A 19146-nucleotide genomic window follows, 5' to 3' on the forward strand; every position below is an offset into this window, starting at 1 on the left:
GCTTGGCTATGGCTTAGGCTTAGGCTTAGGCAACATAGAAAATTTTCTTCGTTGCTTTGGTCTTTATAGATTGGCCTTATGTTGAACTTAATAAGCCCACATCGATTGCCTGCTGTTCATTACTAAAAATAGCCATTGCCGTATTCATTTGTTTAAAGCCAAGCTTTTTATAAAAACCTTCTTTACCCGGATTAGCATATAATATTATTTTTTTATGTCCGAAAGATAACTCAACTAATTGATTAATCATTTTACGCCCTAACCCCATCCCCTGATATTCAGGATGAATAGCAACATCACATATATATGAACAATCAAGTCCGTCAGCTAAAGCTCTCCCTGCACCAATAAGTTTTTGTTTTTCATAAATAAAGCACTTAAACTTACTGTTTGAAAAAACAATATTAAGGTCGTCTTTGGCTTTATTACCTAAAGGCGCAATACGATATAACCTTGATAACTGCTGCCAATCAATGTCGGCTTGGTCGTAGACCCATGAAAAGTTTTGCATATATTCCTTATTTAACATCACAACAAGTGGCTAACAATTGTCGTCTATTATCGTAAAATAATGACTGATTTTTTTATCATCTTTTATCAATAAAAGAGAAACCGTAAGCACGTTATAAAGCGCTGTTCATTATTTCAGACAACTAAATTTAGTCATTGCCCTTTTGAATAAAGTCGTACGTTGAAACTAACAATAAGTAGAGCCTTTATAAATACTATTCTCTATTATTTATATGGTTAAATAATAATGCGGCTAAAATAATGCCCGCGCCAATGCTTAACTTCACTAGTTCGGCATCTCTGTTCCAAATAAGTACGTTCACAATAATACCTGCTGGAATAAGTAAATTATTCATCACGGCTAATGCACCGACATTGACTAAGGTAGCACCTTTATTCCAGCCAAAGTAGCCTAAACCCGACGCTATAATGCCTAGGTAAATAAGGACACCCCATTGCGTTGCTGTATTGGGTAATTTATCTGAATTGCCGAATAAGGCATAGCAAACAACAGCAACGATTAATGCACCAATAAAAAACCAACCAAAGACAGTTTTATCATCTAACTTGCTATTAGCCATTAAGCGTTTGTACGTAACTTGTCCGGTTGTAAAACAGATGTTGGCGGCTTGTACGAGCAGAAAGCCTGTCCAAAAGTTGCTGTTAATACTTTCATAACGGATAGCTACAGCGCCACCGACGGCGATAACGGCAGTTAGAAAAAATTTAGGGTTAAAGTGTTTTTCAATGGCATCATTTAATAGCGTAATATAGATAGGCGTCATTACCGTAAACAATAAGACTTCCGGTACAGATAAATATAAAAAGGAATGATAATAAAAGCTATACATAACGCCAAGTTGCACAGCGCCTATCATCATAAGCTTTAGCGCTAAGGGCTTTGGTGTTTCTGTTAATTTCAAAAAAGGTATAAAGACTAAGGTAGCAAGCGTTATACGCATAAGCACGCTAAACCATGCATCAACCTGCCCTGCCAAATAAACGCCAATTAAACTAAATGAAAATGCCCATAGCAGGGTAACTGCAAATAAATAGCCCATAAATTCTATCGTTAAGTAATTAATGACCGCAGTCTATCTGTTATTAATTACGGTATAAACAATAAAAGATCGCAACAAGCTATATAAAGACTAAACCAAGCAAAATCAATTATTTCAGCTGCGACTTGAATGTAATGCCGAACTCTGTTTATATTGATGCATATTCAGCAAAATCTTAATAGAAGGGAACTATGTCTGTATTGAATCACCCCAAGAAAACCCTATTTTTATGCGCAGCACTTTCACTCACCGCTTGCCAAAATGATAAAGAACCTAATAAGGCCCCCGTAATGAAAGTGGAAAACCTTGATAAAACTATTACCTATGACACCTTAGGAAAAACTGATCAAGATCATTTATATCTTGAGGAAGTTTTAGGTGACAAAGCATTAACTGAAGTAAAAAGCTGGAATACCCGCACCCTCGACCGCCTAATGGCAGACCCTCTATTTGAAAAAATGAATAGCGAAGTGTTGGAGATTGTTAACAGTAAAGACAAAATTCCATACGCGTCTTATCGAAATGGAGAAGTGCATAATTTTTGGCAAGATGAGCAACATGAAAGGGGGATATGGAGAAAATCGACCCTCAGTAGTTACCTTTCAGACACTCCGGTTTGGCAAACTGTTTTAGACTTTGACGCTCTGTCAAAAAGTGAAAATAAAAACTGGGTCTACAAAGGCAATAACTGCCTTTCACCTGATTATGAAATTTGCATGGTCAGCCTTTCTGATGGCGGTAAAGATGCCGTTATTCAACGTGAGTTTAATACCAAAACTCAAACTTTTGTAACCGATGGTTTTATCACCCAAGAAAGCAAAGGCAGTATAGATTGGCTAGACAAAAACACCTTAATTATCGGGGTTGATTTTGGTGAAAACACCATGACAACATCTGGTTACCCTATGGTTTCTAAAATATGGCAACGCGGTACTGCTTTATCGAGTGCCGTTGAAATTGACCGTGGCGAGCAAACAGATGTTGGCTATTGGGGGGGTATAACAGAGCTAAGTGATGGCCGCCGCGAAATTATTACTACCCGTGCATTAACCTTTTATGACACCGAGTATTATTGGTTTCCGCGTAAAAGTGATGGCAGCATCAGTGAAAAAATCAAATTACCAATACCTAAAAAATCAAATTTAAGTGGTGAGTTTAAAGGGCAAATGATTGTCAAATTAAACGAAAACTGGCGTGAATTCAAACTAGGCGACTTAGTCAGCTTTAACATTGATGATTTTATGAATGATGGCAAAATTGACCTTGTTAACCTTGTTTTTAGTCCTGATGAAAAGTCTTCAATTGGTAACTTTGGCGTCACAAAATCTAAAGTACTGATGAGCATCTACCATGATGTAACCGGCTCTGCTCATCAATTCGATTGGCATGACAATAAATGGACCTCTAAAAAATTAGACTTTCCAGCTAATGGTTCCGTCTCAATTGGCAGTACCAACAGTAAAGAAGAAATTGCTTTTATTTCAGCAGAGAGCTTTCTTAATCCTGACACACTTTATACGTATAACACCGCAACAGGCGAAAAAGCTAAAGCGAAATCTTTACCTAGCTGGTTTGATGCTGAAAGCATGGTCAGTGAACAATTTTTTGTTTCTTCAACCGACGGTACTCAAGTTCCCTACTTTGTGGTTCGACACAAGAATACAAAGTTAGATGGTAAAAACCCAACCCTTTTGTATGGCTATGGCGGCTTTGAAGTTTCTCTAAACCCTAGTTATTCGGCTACTCGTGGAAAGTTGTGGTTAGAAAGAGGCGGTGTCTATGTCTTAGCCAACATTAGAGGCGGTGGCGAATATGGACCTAAATGGCATCAGGCTGGTTTAAAAACCAATCGCCAACGTATTTATGATGATTTTATTGCTGTCGCTCAAGATTTAATCACCAAAAAAATAACGTCTCCTGAGCATTTAGGTATCGAAGGTGGCTCAAATGGAGGCTTGTTAATGGGGGTGATGTTTACCCAACGTCCTGATTTATTCAATGCGGTAATATGTGCTGTGCCCCTGCTTGATATGATGCGCTATCATACCCTATTAGCAGGTGCCTCATGGATGGGCGAATATGGCGACCCTGAAAACGAAATTGAAGGTAAGTTTTTACGGAGCATTTCGCCTTATCATAATATTGACCCTGCTGTAGATTATCCAGAAGTCTTCTTTATAACATCGACAAAAGATGATCGTGTTCATCCGGGACATGCTCGAAAAGTAGCGAAACGCATGGAAGATCAAGGGCATAAATTTTTATACTATGAAAACATTGATGGTGGGCACTCTGCTGCTGCCAACCTTAAAGAAACCGCCAAGCGAATCGCACTGCAACATACTTATTTAATGCAAAAGTTAGTAAATAATTAACAGTTTTATAGCGTAAAACTGATGATAGTGGCAGGATAATTCGCAGCACTTGTCTAATTATCACCGTAGGTTTTTTGAAGTCTGTTTAACGTCGTTAAACAGACTTTTTATTAATAGCAGTAACGAAGTCTTGTTATCAATAGCTATAAGGAACTTCGTTTCCGTACCTTTATTTAAAGTACCTTTCGAGGCTAATATGGGTAAATAAATACCCACAACCTTAGAACTCTAGCTTTTGTCTTTTGATATTTGATGAATAAGTGATGTACCCCAATCATTCATTCCATCGCCAATAGCACCGACCATCAGCGACAAATACTTTTTCCCGGTAGCTTGCTTATAAAAATTACTATATTCATTTAGATCTTCATTACTGATGTCACGATAAATAAAATATGACGTTAAAACCATTTGCTGTTCCATTGAAGGCTTTATATTGACCGCCATTTGTTCTAATTGAGCATCGAGTTGCGTGGCAAGCTCAACATTTTCTGGTTGGGTGATTTTCAACGCTTCAAACATATTTTCTAACATCGCCATCATCAAATTCATCCCTTGTTCTACAATTTCTGATGACTCAACATAATGAATAATTACTTTTGTTCTCTCAGGAGATGGCGGGCTTGATTGCAACTCAGCCATATAAAGCATTAAGTTTTGCTGAAACTTTGGATCGGTAGATTGAAGCTCAGCACTTACAACGCGAGAAGCAAGATCACTATCCAACCACTTAAGAATCGGCTGTAGTTCAGCTAATGAGACATTCTTCCTTATGTTTTCAGTCATTTTGTTTAGCATCACATCAGGATTTAATGACGATACAAACACTTGCATAAATTTTTCATGTTCAACTGGATTTTTAGCCGTTAAAGCCATTTGTTGTCCCATCGCTTGCAATTGTAGCGGTAGTCCTTCAATTGACTGGGTTATCCCTGATTTATCCATTAACTGATATATTTGTTTATCTGTTATCTGATCATTGGCATACGATGTTGTGATGATAGTCGACACTAAAATAATGCAGCGAGCTATAAACGTAGTAAATTTTTTCATGTTGTTCTCCAGGTTTATTAAACTATATGTTTAAAAATCTTTAGTGACTTTACCATTAGAAGTAAGTCGCTAAATTCCATTAAAAACTATCTATAAATACAAGTTATGCCCCCTTTTCGTTATCAAACCAAAAAAAAAGCCTTGCGTATCGTGCGACTGAAAATGTGATAAAAAGGAGTATCCAATAAACTAATTTTTTGTGAACTAGGCTTAGGTATAAAAATCACTCGACTTAATAAAGGTAACTTAAGTCTAGTTTATTAAAACAAAACAGCATAAGTTATTATGGGTGGCCTAATAAGTGGTGACACCTGACTTATCCATTAACTGATAGACTTGAGCATCACTTATCTGATTTTTTTAAATGAATTCGTAATAATAAATGACGCTAAAATAATGCAGCGTCTGATAATCGTAGTAAGTTTCATTTTATTCATTTAGTTGTTAGCAACATTTTATTATCATATTGAACCTAAACCTACTTACGTATCCCTAAAGGTATTAGATAAAGCCTTTGAAGAAGTAACCAAATTTATGGGGTTACTTCACAAAGGGCTTTGTATTCAAAATATAGCATAAGATCAAATGAGAATAGTTCTCAAGTGTCACCGACCCATTTTATTGAAGGTTAACTCAATAATATTTTTCCATTTATATATAAACCTGCTGCTAAAACCGAACTTAGAATAACTACAGTCGTAAATATTAATCTTGTTGGTTTCTTAATATTTAGGTTCGTTATTGCATACTTGAAAATCATTATTTGCATAATTGGTCCAATAATGAAATACGCTAGAAGTATGTAACTACCCAAAGATAAATGGGTATCTTGAGTATTAACCCCGAACAATAACAGTATTTTATTGAATAGCGTTACTATAGTTGGGAAGTGAAATATAGCTATGATAATCGGAATCCATAGTATTAATTCAATCAAAATTATTATCATTTTTTTATTCATTTATTCGTCCTTAATAACTGTAATGTTATCTTTTGTTTTAGCATCACCTTTTAAATTAAAGTCAACAGAATTTGGTGATTGAATCCCCCCAGCAAAAACATCTTCTCCTCCTGCATTTATTACACTAACAGCGGCATCCACACAATTATTATTAATTGACCATTCTTGATCAGAGTCAGAAATCAAATTCTTAGCAAAATCATTTGCTGCACCTTCATCTGGAAGCTTCACATCAATTATTACATCGGGTTCCCTACCATATATAGCTACATCTTGTTCGTATGTATGAAACTCTGCTGGACTACCATTTCCATTTGTTGGGAATTTACTAACATAGGTTCCATTATTTGTCATCGTTGCTGCATGACCAGCGATGCTGTTTTCGCCATTAGCTTTTTTTCCTGCATTCCATGTATAAACCTTAGCTTCACCTGCTGGATCTGTATATTTATAAGGATTATTCGCTACATATGAATAACGGTTAAAAGTATCAACTTCACCTGTAAACCCAACCGGATCATTAGAGTAGAAACGCCCTATAACTGGATCATAGTATCGTGCTTGCATATAACTTAAGCCAATATCTGTATCGAACTTATGTCCGGTATAACCTACATCGTCACTTTGTGTTCCAATTGTTCACCAAAAGTTATTATGGATGGCTTAGTTAATTTTTTGGATTCAAAAAACAACCATTTTGGGTGAGTGTTTTCTATTCTTTACTATCGTAGACTAGATTTATTTGATTAATTATTTCTTTAATTTTTGTATCAGAAATTTTATCTTTTTGCCCTTTAATATATGCATCTCGAATTTTTTCTTGCGTGTTGATATCATAACGATCTAAAAACTCAGTTTGATAATCTAAATCGAGATTCAAGCACATAACTCTGTCAGCAATATTCTCCCAAATATCTACAAAAGGAAATATTGCTAAACTGACACAAGTCACAATTAAAAAACCATACGGCATAGCACTAATAATTTCAAAAAGTTCCTTTTTCTTTCCTAACCCAACTACAATGGAAGTAACGATTACACTTAAATTCAGCCCAATGAGTCCATAGAATGTCCATGGAAAATTTTTCCGTGATAATTTAATTTCTTTTACATAAATTAAGTGTTTAAGTTTTATCATCTTATTTTAAAGCCTCCGTCATTACTTTTCTAACACCTTCAACTGCACTTGTTATAACTGCAATTTTTTTACTTCTCGCTTACAATACGAACATCGTAACACTTGGTTTAAAGTAACTATGTAAGAAGCGGCTAAGAAATTAACTGCTTTGGCTTTTTGCATTTTTTTATTGAATAAAAGAGGAATCAACAATTAAATGATATCTATTCTCCAGTGTCACCGATCCCTTTTATTTTTTCATATCCCTATAGGTATTAGATAAAGCCCTTGAAGAAGTAACCAAATTTATGGGGTTACTTCTTCAAGGGCTTTGGATTCAAAATATAGCATAAGGTAAAATGAGAATAGCTCTCAAGTGTCACCAACTCCTTTTATTTCTTTCATCTATCATTTTTACTTTTTATTCATTGAAAGCTCTTCAATTAATAAATCGCATTTACCATTTTTAGCTATACCTATATTATATTTTTCTCTGATTTGGTCCCTCGTATCTGATTTATATCCCAATAAAAAATCATCGTATTCTGTGTTTAAAGCTTGGCACATCGCTTTATCTTTTTTAATTAGAAAAATATCTTTAATTAAGAAAGAAATCATGCAGCATAGCGTAAGAAGAGGAACTCCTAATCCGAGAATATTCATTAATTTTATAATAGTCATATCTTTAAATAAATAAGCATATAAACAGCCAACTATTAAAGAGAAATTCATAGCATAAAGCATTATCAAAAAATTATTGTATTTCGCAAAATAATACTTATATGAACTATTTGTATTGTTATCCATCATGATAATTAACCTTATAATTAACTCTTAGAGCGCATCTATAAGCTTTTTAGAAGCTTCTACCCCCAGATTTAATGCACTGCCTACTTTTGATGATGATTGTATATTCCGCTATTAAACTACCATCAGTCCAATAATGAGCTTCCATTGTTCCAAAATAAATGTTCCACGTTTCCGCTGGAAAGTTACCAGAGCTAAAAATTTGCTGAGCTAATTTAAAAGCATTTCACTGTTTATTTGAGGGAGCGATTCGAAGAAGTAATCGTGACTTTTTTCAAAGCGGTAATCATAGTTACTTCATCAGGGGTAATCCCATTTTTACAATAGAGAAATTTATCCATTGAAAGGTTTTTAAAAATAAAGTGTGTTATCGCCAAAACGTATTGTGAGTTTTGAGTGGTGATAGTTGTACATTGAGTAAGTAACTTTATTCGCTCTATTTTACTTGTTAACCGCCAACATTTTACACCATTGTGATGATACTCAAAAAAGAGATACATATATGTCGGCTCATCTTTGATAGCAATAAAATATGCTCGTTCAGGTGAGTATGAAACAGCTTTTTTTCATCATGAACCTTTTGCAATCAAAAACGATAATTCAATTATACTATAGTAAAATTTGTACGGAATTAATCAAAAAAATAAAATCCTCATAAATACTTGGCTATGAATTTAATCCCTTTGGCTTCAAAAGCAGCCAAAAATAAAGCCCCTTGTGAAATGACCAATTATTGTGGCACTCCATAAGGAGCTTTGGATTAAAATAAAATAGTATCTACAATTTTTTATGAACACGAGTACTGATCTTTTTAAGTCTTGGATTGTTAGAAATTTCATTTTCAAAGGCTCCTAAACATGTCTTTAAAGATTCTTTATCTCCGGAGTCTTCAAAAGATAATAGTAACCACTGTACCCCACAGTTTTTTAGTGGGCTAAATTTTTTCTTTGGCTCTATATAATCAAAGAGCCAATTGTTGAAACTACGTTCACTTTTTGACAAATGATAAACTAACATTAAATAAGAAATAACTAATATATACTTAATAATAAACATAAAATCCCTAGATTGCTTCAGGTTTTCGGGTTTCTGGCGGAGGCGTTGGTGTTGCCATTAAAATTTGAGCTTCTCCAATGAAACTCTTAGTATCATTGCTCATTACACCTGAAGAGGAAGGATCGGGGGTTGCTGTATTTACTCCACCGTTCCCCCCTGCAAAATCTTCACCATGCTTAATGACTTGTTTGACTAGTTCTTTTATCGACCCCCATTTGGTATCTTTTGCAGCTTTAGGGGCCTCTTTCAGAGAAGATTGTTTCACTTCAGGCTTACTATTTTTTACTGTATCACGCATTTGATTAGCAATCTTTTGAGTTTGCTGTTGTACGTTATTAGTTTTAGGCGGCCCAGTTTTAATCCCCTGTCTGACTCCTCTTGCCAATGGAGTTAACCTTGGTGTAAATTTTGGTGAAAGCAAGAGAGAAAACTCACCAGTCGGATCAGTATACTTATAAGGGTTATTATTCGCATAAGCATAACGGTTAAAACTATGAATATCACGAAAACCAACAGGATCATTACTATAAAACCGCCCGATAACTGGATCATAGTATCGTGCCTGCATATAAATTAGTACGAACTACGATCCACACTATTATCTTTATGTGATGTAAATTAAAACTTATTATTTAAGCCGCTTCACCCATCATCATCTTATAATGTGATCCATGTTCTGACTCTTCAAAAATATTCTTAAAAACATTTAAGTATGTTTGAATCATATTCGCATCTTGTGTTACATACAGGTCATCTAATGCATGATGAGAGCCATCATTAACCCATGAAAATAAAGATTGGCACACCAACCGTTCTTCCCCATCAAATAAGTCAATCATGTCATCTTTCTTAATATTACCTAAAAAAGTAAAATAATTTTCAAGAATTTTTCTCATTGTATTTTGGATTGTTAGTGAACAACGAGCGGGTTCTTTTATTTCTTGCCAGAGTAACTCATACGAGGATTTTATAGGGTTATTATCATGCTCTGTTATTTTCGAGATACCATCAACTTTACGAATAACCCAAAATGTTTCTTCATTCAGCTTTTGACTAGAACGCTTTTGGTTAAAGGTTACTTCTTTGAAAAAATAAGTGTTATGAGTGAGGATAAATAACTGTTTTAGTAATGTGTTATCAGCTCTTGAATCATCCATCAAACCCTTTATTAATGTGCTAACTATAAATAAAATATCGCTATCAAGGCTAGACACAGGATCATCAATCACCGCTATTCTGTCTGTTGTAATACCGACCTCACTAAAACTACCTTTTAGTAAGTGATAAAAGTACAGAAATGAAATAAATGTTTTCTCTCCTTCGCTTAAAGTTTCCTTTGCACAGGAGCCGTCTGACCTTATTATTGAGTAGCAGCGATCTTTTATTGATTGTCCAATTGAAAAACTACTAAAACCAAACGACTTTAATAGGTTGTTTATGGCATTAATTGTCGGCTGGATTGATGTTGTGTCTTTTTCTAAGTCCTTAATAAGACTCTCTTTAATAACTTGATTTTTCTTACTATTAAGGATCCCCGAATTTAAACCACTTATTGCTTTTTGAACACCAACCGACTTCTTCATGTATGAATCAAGATCTTGCTTTAGATCTATTTCTAAGATGAATTTCCATATTTCTGTGATAAGTTGCTCTTTTTCTTTTTTAAAATTTAATACTATTAAATTATATTCATTTATCGATGTATTCGCATTATTGATAATAGTTTGAATATCTTGAACAATACTGCTTGTATCTTTTAGAGTTATAGATTTTCCCGGCTCGTTTAGCTTAGACCTCAATGATAGAGTATTTTCGCTTAATAGGGCCTGAAAAGTTTCATGCTTGGCCTTTAATAACTCATTATCTATATTTTCATTACCTAGTTCTAAAAGTTGTTCAATTTGATAGTTGAGATTATTAGATGAAGCCGAATAAGATGATATAATTGACTGAAGGACATCCATGTTTTTAATATAGGATTCATCAAAGTAGTCATTCAAACTTTGTTCAAATCCTGAAAGAATAGTTTGTTGGCAAAACGGGCAGTTTCCGTTGGAATTTTCTAAATATTGAGTCCCATGACGAACCCAATCACTATTTCCTAACTTATCTATCATGGCAGCGATATCTACATCACTTTTACCTAATATTTTTGTAAATAATATTTCATCTTTTTCAATTCTAGCGAGGTGCTCAGGTTGAGTTAAATTAACGATAGTATTCTTTCGCTCAGGAATATTTCCAAATAATGTTGCAGCTTTGTCGATTAAATCTTCTTTATTTTTTAAGATTGCTTTATTATTTGTTTTTTCAAAAACAACACGATCTTTAAATTTGGCTTTACTATTTCTGACCCCTTGAAAAGCATCTTGAAACAACTCGTCATACTTATCTTTTGTTACCCAACATTTAACAATGAACTCATTATCTAATTGCTCAAGTTCAGTTACTTTTCCCAATATATTTTCATCACCATTTAAAATAAAATCTTTAGCTTTTATTTCTTGTTTGATCTTATCTAGAGCTACTTTCTCATTAGAGATTTGATCAATAATTGCTTGGTCAGCTTCGCCTAAAGTAAAAACTCCAGGTAAATCATCTTGAGGGTTAAAGTTTCTTTCAACGAAATCGCGATTATATACAAAGGTCTGAATTGAAGTACCTAGCCAGTTAATAGAGCAACTAGGGTATTTAGAACTATCTTCTATTAGGCGTGAAATAGTAGTCTTTCCTGCACCGTTTGCCCCAAAGAAAAAATTGAACTGTGCCAATGGGTCTATTTTTTGAGGGGCTGTTCCATAGGTTGCAACTCCCCCTACATTAAGTGAATTTATCATTTTACATCCTTGTTGATTCAATCAACTTAGCCAAGTACAAGTTATAAAGGGGGGGTAGAATTACGTTATTTTTACAATACAACTTATGCGTAATGCATTCAATGTTGCAAATCAAAAGAAAGTTGTAAATGTTATAATTTTCATACATGTTTTTTATGTGTATATTTCTATAATTAAAACAACCCACTACAACCTTGAGCAGATGGATGAGTATCATTATAAACTTGGGTAAGCTTTTTACGGCTAACATGGGTATAAAGCTGAGTCGTAAGAATACTCGCATGACCAAGCATTTCCTGTACATGTCTTAAATCAGCACCATTATCTAACATGGTGGTTGCAGTGTTATGACGAAATAAATGACAAGCACCTGTGCGGTCGAATCCTGCCAGTTTCACATACTGAGAAGCCATATCAGATAATTTACCTGGCATATAACGTTTACCATTATTGGCTAAAAATAGTGCTTTACCCGAACCAATAAAAGCAAACATCGGGCGAACTTTACCTATATAAAAAGCCAGCCATTCTCGACCTCTTGGACTAATTGGGACCAAGCGTTCCTTATTACCCTTACCGTGGACTCGTACCAATCCTGTATTGAAATCTATATCATCAATATTGAGTTTTGCTAGCTCTCCACGACGAATACCAGTTACGAAAAAAAACTCGAGTATTGATCTGTCTCGTAACCCTTTAATTCCAAACAATAACGGTTGCTCTAGAATAACTTCAACTTCCTCAACTGTGTAAAGTGCTTTAGGTATTTGTTCGCCCTTGCTTGGTAATTCAATTCCATCCAATGTATTTGTCGGTAATAACTTTTTGATGAACATGTATTTGATAAAAATTTTAACGTACGTGAGTAAGTTTCGCTTTTGAGCAGAGCTTAATGGTTCATTATCAAGCGCTTTACGATATGAATTTAAGTAGGCGGCATAATCATCCATCAGATCCAAATCAATTTGGTCTGTTCGCGTAACGTTACGCTCTAAAGACCAAAGATAAAATTTCTTAAGGCCACCACGTTTATTTCGCACAGTATCTGAGCCTTGCCCTTTAGCAAGGCAAAGCTCAAGATAGTACTTAACGCATCGCCATATGCGCTTAGTGGTAGGCTTTTGCATGTATTAACTCTTTTGCAAACGCCATGCCTACATCAACAAAGGCTTTTAGCTCAGGCTTATGCCAATAAACTATCGCTTTGCTACCACCTCGAATACGACCAAAACGATAACCAACGGCTGATATAACATTTCCATCGTCATTCAACGTTGGAAAAACGATACAGCCACGAAATAACTCATGACCACTTGCTCGAACTAGGCCACAACGTTGAAGACTGCCGCGAATTGCTGCACCTTCAGGAGTACGGCATTTAGGGATATTTTTCCCCATTGTTCGGTCACAATAACCAATCACTGTACTATCACCACATTGATTATCAATACTACAACTGCTTTTAACGAATTGTTGAGCTAATCCACTTTGTTGATATCGCTGTCGGTAGTAATCAAAGGCTTGCTTGATATGTAAATCATCAAGGTTGATTTGGCCAAGAACATTCAAATAATTCTTATCAAGTTGAATGTTCATTTAACACCTCCGTCATGCCCATTGCCTTGCGGATAGACTCTCCTTTTAATGTGATTTCGTGCGTTTGGTGAACAATTCTATCCAACGTTGCATCTGCAATAGTGGGATCTTGAAATGCGTCGTACCAAGCTTTAATTGGATATTGTGAGGTAATGATCATTGAGCCATTTTTGTCTCTACCTTCAATGAGTTCAAATAAGAGGTGACGCTCAACAGAGCTTAGTGGTGATATACCCCAGTCATCAATGATAATTAATGGGGTTTTTAGCAGTTTTCGGCGAAGTAGTTTCATTTTGTCCTGCTTAGACGCGATGATTAAGTTTAAAATCAGTTCACTAAAGCGAAAGTATAAAACGGGTATTGCTTCGGTGATTGCTTGTTTGGCTAGTGCACAGGCAATATAGGTCTTACCCGTTCCAGTTGCCCCTGTGATGACTATATGATGCGCATTGGATACCCAATTCAACTGTGCTAACTCTTTTATTTTAGCGTGTTTAAGCGAAGGATGGAGAGCATAATCAATGCCACTGACTGACGCATTTGGCCAGCGTAACTTAGCCAGTTTTTGCAAGTTAGCTAGTTTACGATTTTTACAATAAAGTGATTCATGGACAAATAAGTCATCAATGCGCGACAAAAAATCCATATCATCGTAATCAGTAGATGCCAATTGTGCGATTAGCGCCTCACTCACACCCTTTAGTTTTAAGTCCAAAAGACACGCTAAGACTTTTTCCTTAAGCATCATAATTGCCTCCAAAATATGACTTTCCACGTACATTTTGATGCGCCACATTGTAAACGGGTAAATTTTCAAAGCCTTCTTCATGCTCATTTGCACTAATAATCAGGCGAATATCATCAGGTGTCGACATGCCATGTTTATGCGCATAATCACATGCTTTACATAGCACCTCAGCACCATGCTTTTTGCACATAGCTCTCAACGCCTGACAACGTTTACCAATCGATCGAGATGAAGGATTTGACGAGTTCGAATACCAATCACTGACAGTTTCCTCAACTGCACTGCCAATATCTTTCGCCCATAATAAATTTGCTTCCTTACTGTTACTTTTCTTATCAGCAAGGTGCTCTGCAGGCATGTGCTCAGATATCGTTGAGCATTCCAATGATCCTTTTAAACTATGTTTAGCCACTTCATTATTATCATGAATAACTCGCAGCACTGTTTGGTCAATAATGATATCAACGACTTCACCTCGAAGTTGATATGGCACTGAATACTCACTCTTTAGATATTTCACATGATAGTTCGGTGGCACTTTTTGTTTGAGAATATCGACGACCATACTGAACGGCTTTGATGGAAGTGCTTTTAATGAGGACTTTTCATTACGTTCGAATAAATCATTTCTTGAAATATCCATGCCCTGAAATGGCGTATTATTAAGTTGCTCAACTTCTTGTGTAAGAAAGTGATTAATTTCATCTAAACTAAAAAAACAATGATTTTGAATCATGGGCACTAAAATACGCTGAGTAACAAATTTCACTCCTAGCTCAGCATGACTTTTGTCTTGTGGATGAATAACCCTACAAGTATCCATTATTGCGTTAAAATGATGACCAAAAGCAACAATATTACTATTGAGGTTAGCTATCAATCCTGGCGTTGTTACCAGTGCTTTGGCATTGTCCATACTGACAACCTCAGTTACACCACCAAAAGAGTCAAACATGCGCGTCATGCCATCTATCCAATGCTGTGTTTTTTCGCCATATGTCGTCCATGCAAAGATTTTTTTAGATGCCCCCAATACAGCAACAAATACTTTAACCCAGACTTTTTTACCTGATGCTAGATAAAAGACTTTTGTGCCAGCATAATCAATATAAACAACTTCACCTGCGACATGCAGTTGTCGCATCGTTAGCTTGGAGCGTTTCAACATTTTACGAACACACCTAAAAAAATGCGTTCTACTTAATGCCGTTTCAGGGTGTTGAGCGACATATTCAAGGAACAAAACAGTACGTGTTTTTCGTTTTCCTCTTGGTTTAGTTAACGCGCTCACAATATGTTCAACATCGGGTTGTCGTTTATTGCTATTAACTGACTTAGGCAAATGATAAAGCCTATTGAGTAAATCACTGTCGCTTAGCGTTTCAGCGACTGAATAATCAAGTTCATTTTGTTTACATCGCTTGTTCAACCGCATCATTGATTGGTGTGAAGCACCTGCGAGGTGCCCTTGTTCGCGAATAGTCGAAAACGGCAAAAAATATTTGGCTCGTATTCCTGAGCGAATTTGATTGATAGTCATCATAATCGTTACCTTTATTAGTTAAAAATAAAGGCGCAGGCCGGCAATGCCTTTCAAAAAAGTTGAAAAACTTGACAGATACCGGTCAGTAAACGATATTTAAGTCATCGAGAGATCATATTCGATAACTTTTCAGAAACCCATCGGTCACACCCTTTGGGTTTTTGTCGTTTCTACGCCGTAAAAAATGCTACTAATTTGAATTTATTCTACATGTCGTCTACCTCCTTTTTTACTGGTTGAGTATTTTCTACTTTTTGTATTGCTATCCATTTTGCAATATCTCGTGTTAATGCAAATTTGCCGCGTCGTCCTTCAATGGGAAATGTATCAACGGGGACGGATTGTCGACTCACAGCTTGGCGAAAAGCATCTGCGCTGGTGTAGCCTAATGACTTATACAATACCTGCCCGTAAATCATCGGACCGAATGTCTGAAGTAAATCCTGTTCAAGGCTATTTGCTAGTTCTTCAACCAATTCGCTTGTTTCTGTCATACGGTATTAGGCTCTTTTAAGTTACATGTACAACAAAGTGTAGTGTAAAAAATGAAGACCAAAAGTGCTAAAAAAGGACTTTATTTTCCCTTTGTTTCTTTCATATTTTCATTTCATTCATATACTTAAATGCAGGAATTTTATTTGCATTCCTACTTTGCTTATTTTGAGACAGGGGCTTATTTCATGGATACAACAAAATGTGGATCTATTGCTTTTTTGAAAAATAAAATCATTCTGCATTATTTTTGTAGCGTAGTAGGTATTGAGATGACTGGGCCCGCATTATCCTCGTTTATAGACCATCGGAATAAACAAGGAACTAAATGGCGTCGAATTGTTAATGGAGAGGTAAAGCTCACTGACAGTTCATTTAACATGATTAAACAAGCCTTATTGACAGGCAAGCTCTCAATAACAAAACGTCAGAAACGTTTAGTTGTGTTTGAACTAAAAGAGCTTTATCACACGCAACTATGGCACGCACTCAGTGAAACATTTAACAAAGAAGACATAAAAAATGTTTATGACGCACTACCTTATCGTATCCAAAAAACTATCTTAAAAGCCCGCAGTTATTCAAACGGTTTTTCTCGCTTTAAAAATCACCCTGGTAATACGAAGGTTAATAAAATTGAACAGCTCGGATCGTACAACGCACTTGCCGCGCTATTTACACTTTTACGAGATCAACAATATAGTTTTCATCTCTTTGATGATTGTCATATTCATCGTGCCGCTTTTCGGTTAATGCTTAGTACTTTTCAGCACCCCTCATTTAGGGCTTATCACGAAGAAATATGGCATTTTATTAGAACAAATATCATTCAACATGACGCATTTAACTTAACAAAGATAGGCTTGGGATTTTGGAATCTAACTTCTGCTGAAATTGAGCCGATAATTTGCAATGAAGCATCTATTTTACAGCTAGCGAAAACGGCAAACATGATTGAAGACTTCAATGATGCTCCCTTATTTCTTTATTTACTCTATCGCAATCCTGACCAAAAAATAATTTTAAAAGGACTCGAATCGATAACAGCGAAGGAAGCAATTGATATGACGCCTCTTGATAAATTTTGTGATAATTTTTCGAGAATGCGCCACAGGGGAAGAAGTCCTATAAAGTTTCCATCTGATACATTTCATTATTTATCTATCGAGTCTTAATTTTTCAAACTTGTAGGCGTTTATTTTAACTGGTCCTAAAAGGTATTCTTTGCTGGTCCAACAAAGTAATCAAAGTGTTCCTTGAACTTAACACTTAACGTTCCATTTCACGGGAATATACACCTGTAAAATCCCGTTTCTTTGGAGCAAATAGATTAATGCTTGAACCAATGTTTGATAAATTCTTGGACCAAAATAGTTGATATTAATGGACCAAACGCCTTTCTCCTTATGATTAATATTTGGGTGGGTATCTGTTATTTTATTTCAAATAATAAAAGGTCCATGATTCGCTTCAAAAGCAGCCAAAAATAAAGCCCTTTGTGAAGCGAAATAAGAAAAACCGATTAACTTAAACCAATTTAAAAGCGTCTTTGAATTCAAGATACTCTTCATCAATTGTTCGACCTAACTCTGGGTAATCAAACACATTAACAGTATACATTTGACTATCACGAACAATAACAATTGACTTATGCCGACATAACGCTTCTTTGCCTTCCTGTTGATGAATAAAAGTCGATACGTACTCTGCCGCTTCACAGTCAGATACCAAAATAGCTTTTGGAGATTCTATAAATTGGTAATCCACTAAAGCTTTTGAGTAAGTTTCAGAAAGTGTAGATACAAGCTGCTGCAAATTTTCGCCTTCTAACAGCTCAAAGTTTTCAACATATATTGTAATTGAGGGTGAAAATGTAATTCCTGACGACTCAGGATACTGACTTATAATCGCAATGGGATCATCACCAGTTTTCAATATTTCAGTTGTATCACTGTCCAATAATTGTTGCTTTTCTTTAATGTCAGCAAAAGATTCTAGTGATAAAAAGTGCCAGCCTAAAGGCTTTTTATAAGCAAGACCGAGTGTTCTGTTGATATATAAATCATCGTTGATGATTACAGCTTGAAGTGGATTAGTTGCGGCAGTCGCGATGACAGCACCAAATAACTTTAAAAACTTTCGTCTACCAATTCCCACTGCATGAATCCTTTAGTTGATTCTGATTATTTAGTACCGATAACAACCTAGTTATGGAATGAATAGCTCTGCACCATCAAAATCACCGACTCCGTTTGAAAGTTGAGAAATAAACTTTTTAAAAGGAGAATAATCACGGATATAAATCTGTTCTATATTTCCCTCTTCATATAGAACATCAATAATAAGCTCTTCACTTCTATAAACTGACTTTTCATTCTGATCTACTTTTAAAAACGGAAACAAAAACAACAATTTTGAAACGATTGATTCGGTTACAAAACAGTCTGTATCAAAAATCCAGCCAATATCTGTCAACTCTTTTGCGGCACCAGAAGGAATAATGAATGCTGCTTTATATTTCTTAATCATAGGCACGACTTATAGCTTCAATTGCTCTTTTGTTTTTCGTGTTTAGTTTATCGAAATCCCTATGTTTAGCTAGCTTAGGTCCAACCCACCCATCTTCATGAGTAAATGCCATCGACCATGCTAAGTTTTTAGGGTAAACGTGAAAATCTTTTAATTTATAGTTGTTACTAGGCTTCTTTTCGACAACATATACTTCTTTTTTGTCCTGTCCAAAACAGTCTTCCATAATTATGTACTTTGGCGCTTCTAGTCTATCGTACTCAACAAATGCATCTTCTTTTTCTAAATCGCAATCCATTAGGTCCCACATATAAGTTTTAAACCTTTTGATTCCCTTAAACGAACGCTTAGTTGGGCAAAATGCTGCAAGCCAGTTTTGAGCAATTTTAGTCGCTTCATCACCTGATATGATTTCCGATGGTTGAATGTTCAACAAATCAATTATTCTGTGGTTCTTCATA

Annotated in this window: 19 protein-coding genes; 2 read left to right on the forward strand and 17 right to left on the reverse strand. The window is 35.5% G+C overall.

From position 1 onward, the window contains the following. Positions 1–76 precede the first annotated feature (76 nt). Both H4J57_RS09760 and H4J57_RS09765 read right to left on the reverse strand, forming a co-directional pair. On the reverse strand, positions 77–511 hold the full coding sequence (locus H4J57_RS09760) for a GNAT family N-acetyltransferase (RefSeq protein ID WP_182242644.1): 435 nt from the start codon (positions 509–511) through the stop codon (positions 77–79). A gap of 214 nt (positions 512–725) precedes the next feature. After that, complete coding sequence (locus H4J57_RS09765; protein ID WP_182242645.1) at positions 726–1571, reverse strand: carboxylate/amino acid/amine transporter; 846 nt, start codon at positions 1569–1571, stop codon at positions 726–728. 191 nt (positions 1572–1762) lie between these two features. On the opposite strand from H4J57_RS09765, the gene H4J57_RS09770 reads away from it, so the two are divergent. After that, on the forward strand, positions 1763–3946 hold the full coding sequence (locus H4J57_RS09770; RefSeq protein ID WP_182242646.1) for a prolyl oligopeptidase family protein: 2184 nt from the start codon (positions 1763–1765) through the stop codon (positions 3944–3946). 228 nt (positions 3947–4174) lie between these two features. Here the strand turns inward: H4J57_RS09770 and H4J57_RS09775 are convergent, their stop codons facing one another. From H4J57_RS09775 to H4J57_RS09830, 12 genes are all read right to left on the reverse strand, one after another. After that, positions 4175–4999, reverse strand: a complete 825-nt coding sequence (locus tag H4J57_RS09775) for a hypothetical protein (protein WP_182222439.1) — start codon at positions 4997–4999, stop codon at positions 4175–4177. Between the two features lie 961 nt (positions 5000–5960). After that, positions 5961–6596: an RHS repeat-associated core domain-containing protein gene (locus H4J57_RS09780; protein ID WP_182242723.1), complete on the reverse strand. Its 636-nt coding sequence runs from the start codon at positions 6594–6596 to the stop codon at positions 5961–5963. Positions 6597–6672: 76 nt separating this feature from the next. After that, entirely contained in the window at positions 6673–7098 is a 426-nt protein-coding gene (locus H4J57_RS09785; protein ID WP_182242647.1) for a hypothetical protein, read from the reverse strand. A gap of 393 nt (positions 7099–7491) precedes the next feature. Then, the gene (locus tag H4J57_RS09790; protein ID WP_182242648.1) at positions 7492–7887 is read right to left on the reverse strand and encodes a hypothetical protein; all 396 of its coding nucleotides are present in this window, start codon (positions 7885–7887) and stop codon (positions 7492–7494) included. Positions 7888–8661: 774 nt separating this feature from the next. Continuing rightward, the gene (locus H4J57_RS09795; protein WP_182242649.1) at positions 8662–8940 is read right to left on the reverse strand and encodes a hypothetical protein; all 279 of its coding nucleotides are present in this window, start codon (positions 8938–8940) and stop codon (positions 8662–8664) included. Between the two features lie 7 nt (positions 8941–8947). Then, positions 8948–9508: an RHS repeat-associated core domain-containing protein gene (locus tag H4J57_RS20050; RefSeq protein WP_259366835.1), complete on the reverse strand. Its 561-nt coding sequence runs from the start codon at positions 9506–9508 to the stop codon at positions 8948–8950. Between the two features lie 64 nt (positions 9509–9572). Then, entirely contained in the window at positions 9573–11777 is a 2205-nt protein-coding gene (locus tag H4J57_RS09805) for an AAA family ATPase (protein WP_182242650.1), read from the reverse strand. Positions 11778–11950: 173 nt separating this feature from the next. Further along, complete coding sequence (locus tag H4J57_RS09810) at positions 11951–12904, reverse strand: tyrosine-type recombinase/integrase (RefSeq protein ID WP_182242651.1); 954 nt, start codon at positions 12902–12904, stop codon at positions 11951–11953. Beyond that, positions 12885–13373: a hypothetical protein gene (locus H4J57_RS09815; protein ID WP_182242652.1), complete on the reverse strand. Its 489-nt coding sequence runs from the start codon at positions 13371–13373 to the stop codon at positions 12885–12887. Before H4J57_RS09815 ends, H4J57_RS09810 begins: the two co-directional genes overlap by 20 nt. Beyond that, positions 13357–14121 carry an IS21-like element helper ATPase IstB gene (gene istB, locus H4J57_RS09820; RefSeq protein ID WP_182242653.1) on the reverse strand — a complete coding sequence of 255 codons (765 nt, stop codon included), beginning with the start codon at positions 14119–14121 and terminating at the stop codon, positions 13357–13359. The genes H4J57_RS09815 and istB overlap by 17 nt, the downstream gene beginning before the upstream one ends. Beyond that, on the reverse strand, positions 14111–15664 hold the full coding sequence (gene istA, locus H4J57_RS09825) for an IS21 family transposase (RefSeq protein ID WP_182242654.1): 1554 nt from the start codon (positions 15662–15664) through the stop codon (positions 14111–14113). The genes istB and istA overlap by 11 nt, the downstream gene beginning before the upstream one ends. 206 nt (positions 15665–15870) lie before the next feature. Next, on the reverse strand, positions 15871–16158 hold the full coding sequence (locus tag H4J57_RS09830) for a hypothetical protein (protein ID WP_182242655.1): 288 nt from the start codon (positions 16156–16158) through the stop codon (positions 15871–15873). 186 nt (positions 16159–16344) lie between these two features. Here H4J57_RS09830 and H4J57_RS09835 point away from each other — a divergent pair, with 186 nt between their 5' ends. Beyond that, complete coding sequence (locus H4J57_RS09835) at positions 16345–17331, forward strand: hypothetical protein (protein ID WP_182242656.1); 987 nt, start codon at positions 16345–16347, stop codon at positions 17329–17331. A gap of 352 nt (positions 17332–17683) precedes the next feature. Here the strand turns inward: H4J57_RS09835 and H4J57_RS09840 are convergent, their stop codons facing one another. From H4J57_RS09840 to H4J57_RS09850, 3 genes are read right to left on the reverse strand one after another with little or no spacing between them, the layout of a single operon-like run. Continuing rightward, positions 17684–18313: a hypothetical protein gene (locus tag H4J57_RS09840; RefSeq protein WP_182242657.1), complete on the reverse strand. Its 630-nt coding sequence runs from the start codon at positions 18311–18313 to the stop codon at positions 17684–17686. Between the two features lie 51 nt (positions 18314–18364). Continuing rightward, positions 18365–18685: a hypothetical protein gene (locus tag H4J57_RS09845; RefSeq protein ID WP_182242659.1), complete on the reverse strand. Its 321-nt coding sequence runs from the start codon at positions 18683–18685 to the stop codon at positions 18365–18367. Then, complete coding sequence (locus tag H4J57_RS09850) at positions 18678–19145, reverse strand: hypothetical protein (protein WP_182242660.1); 468 nt, start codon at positions 19143–19145, stop codon at positions 18678–18680. The genes H4J57_RS09845 and H4J57_RS09850 overlap by 8 nt, the downstream gene beginning before the upstream one ends. Between the last annotated feature and the right edge of the window lies 1 nt (position 19146).

The sequence above is a fragment of the Colwellia sp. BRX8-7 genome, assembly GCF_014077275.1.
In the GTDB taxonomy this organism is placed as follows: domain Bacteria; phylum Pseudomonadota; class Gammaproteobacteria; order Enterobacterales; family Alteromonadaceae; genus Colwellia_A.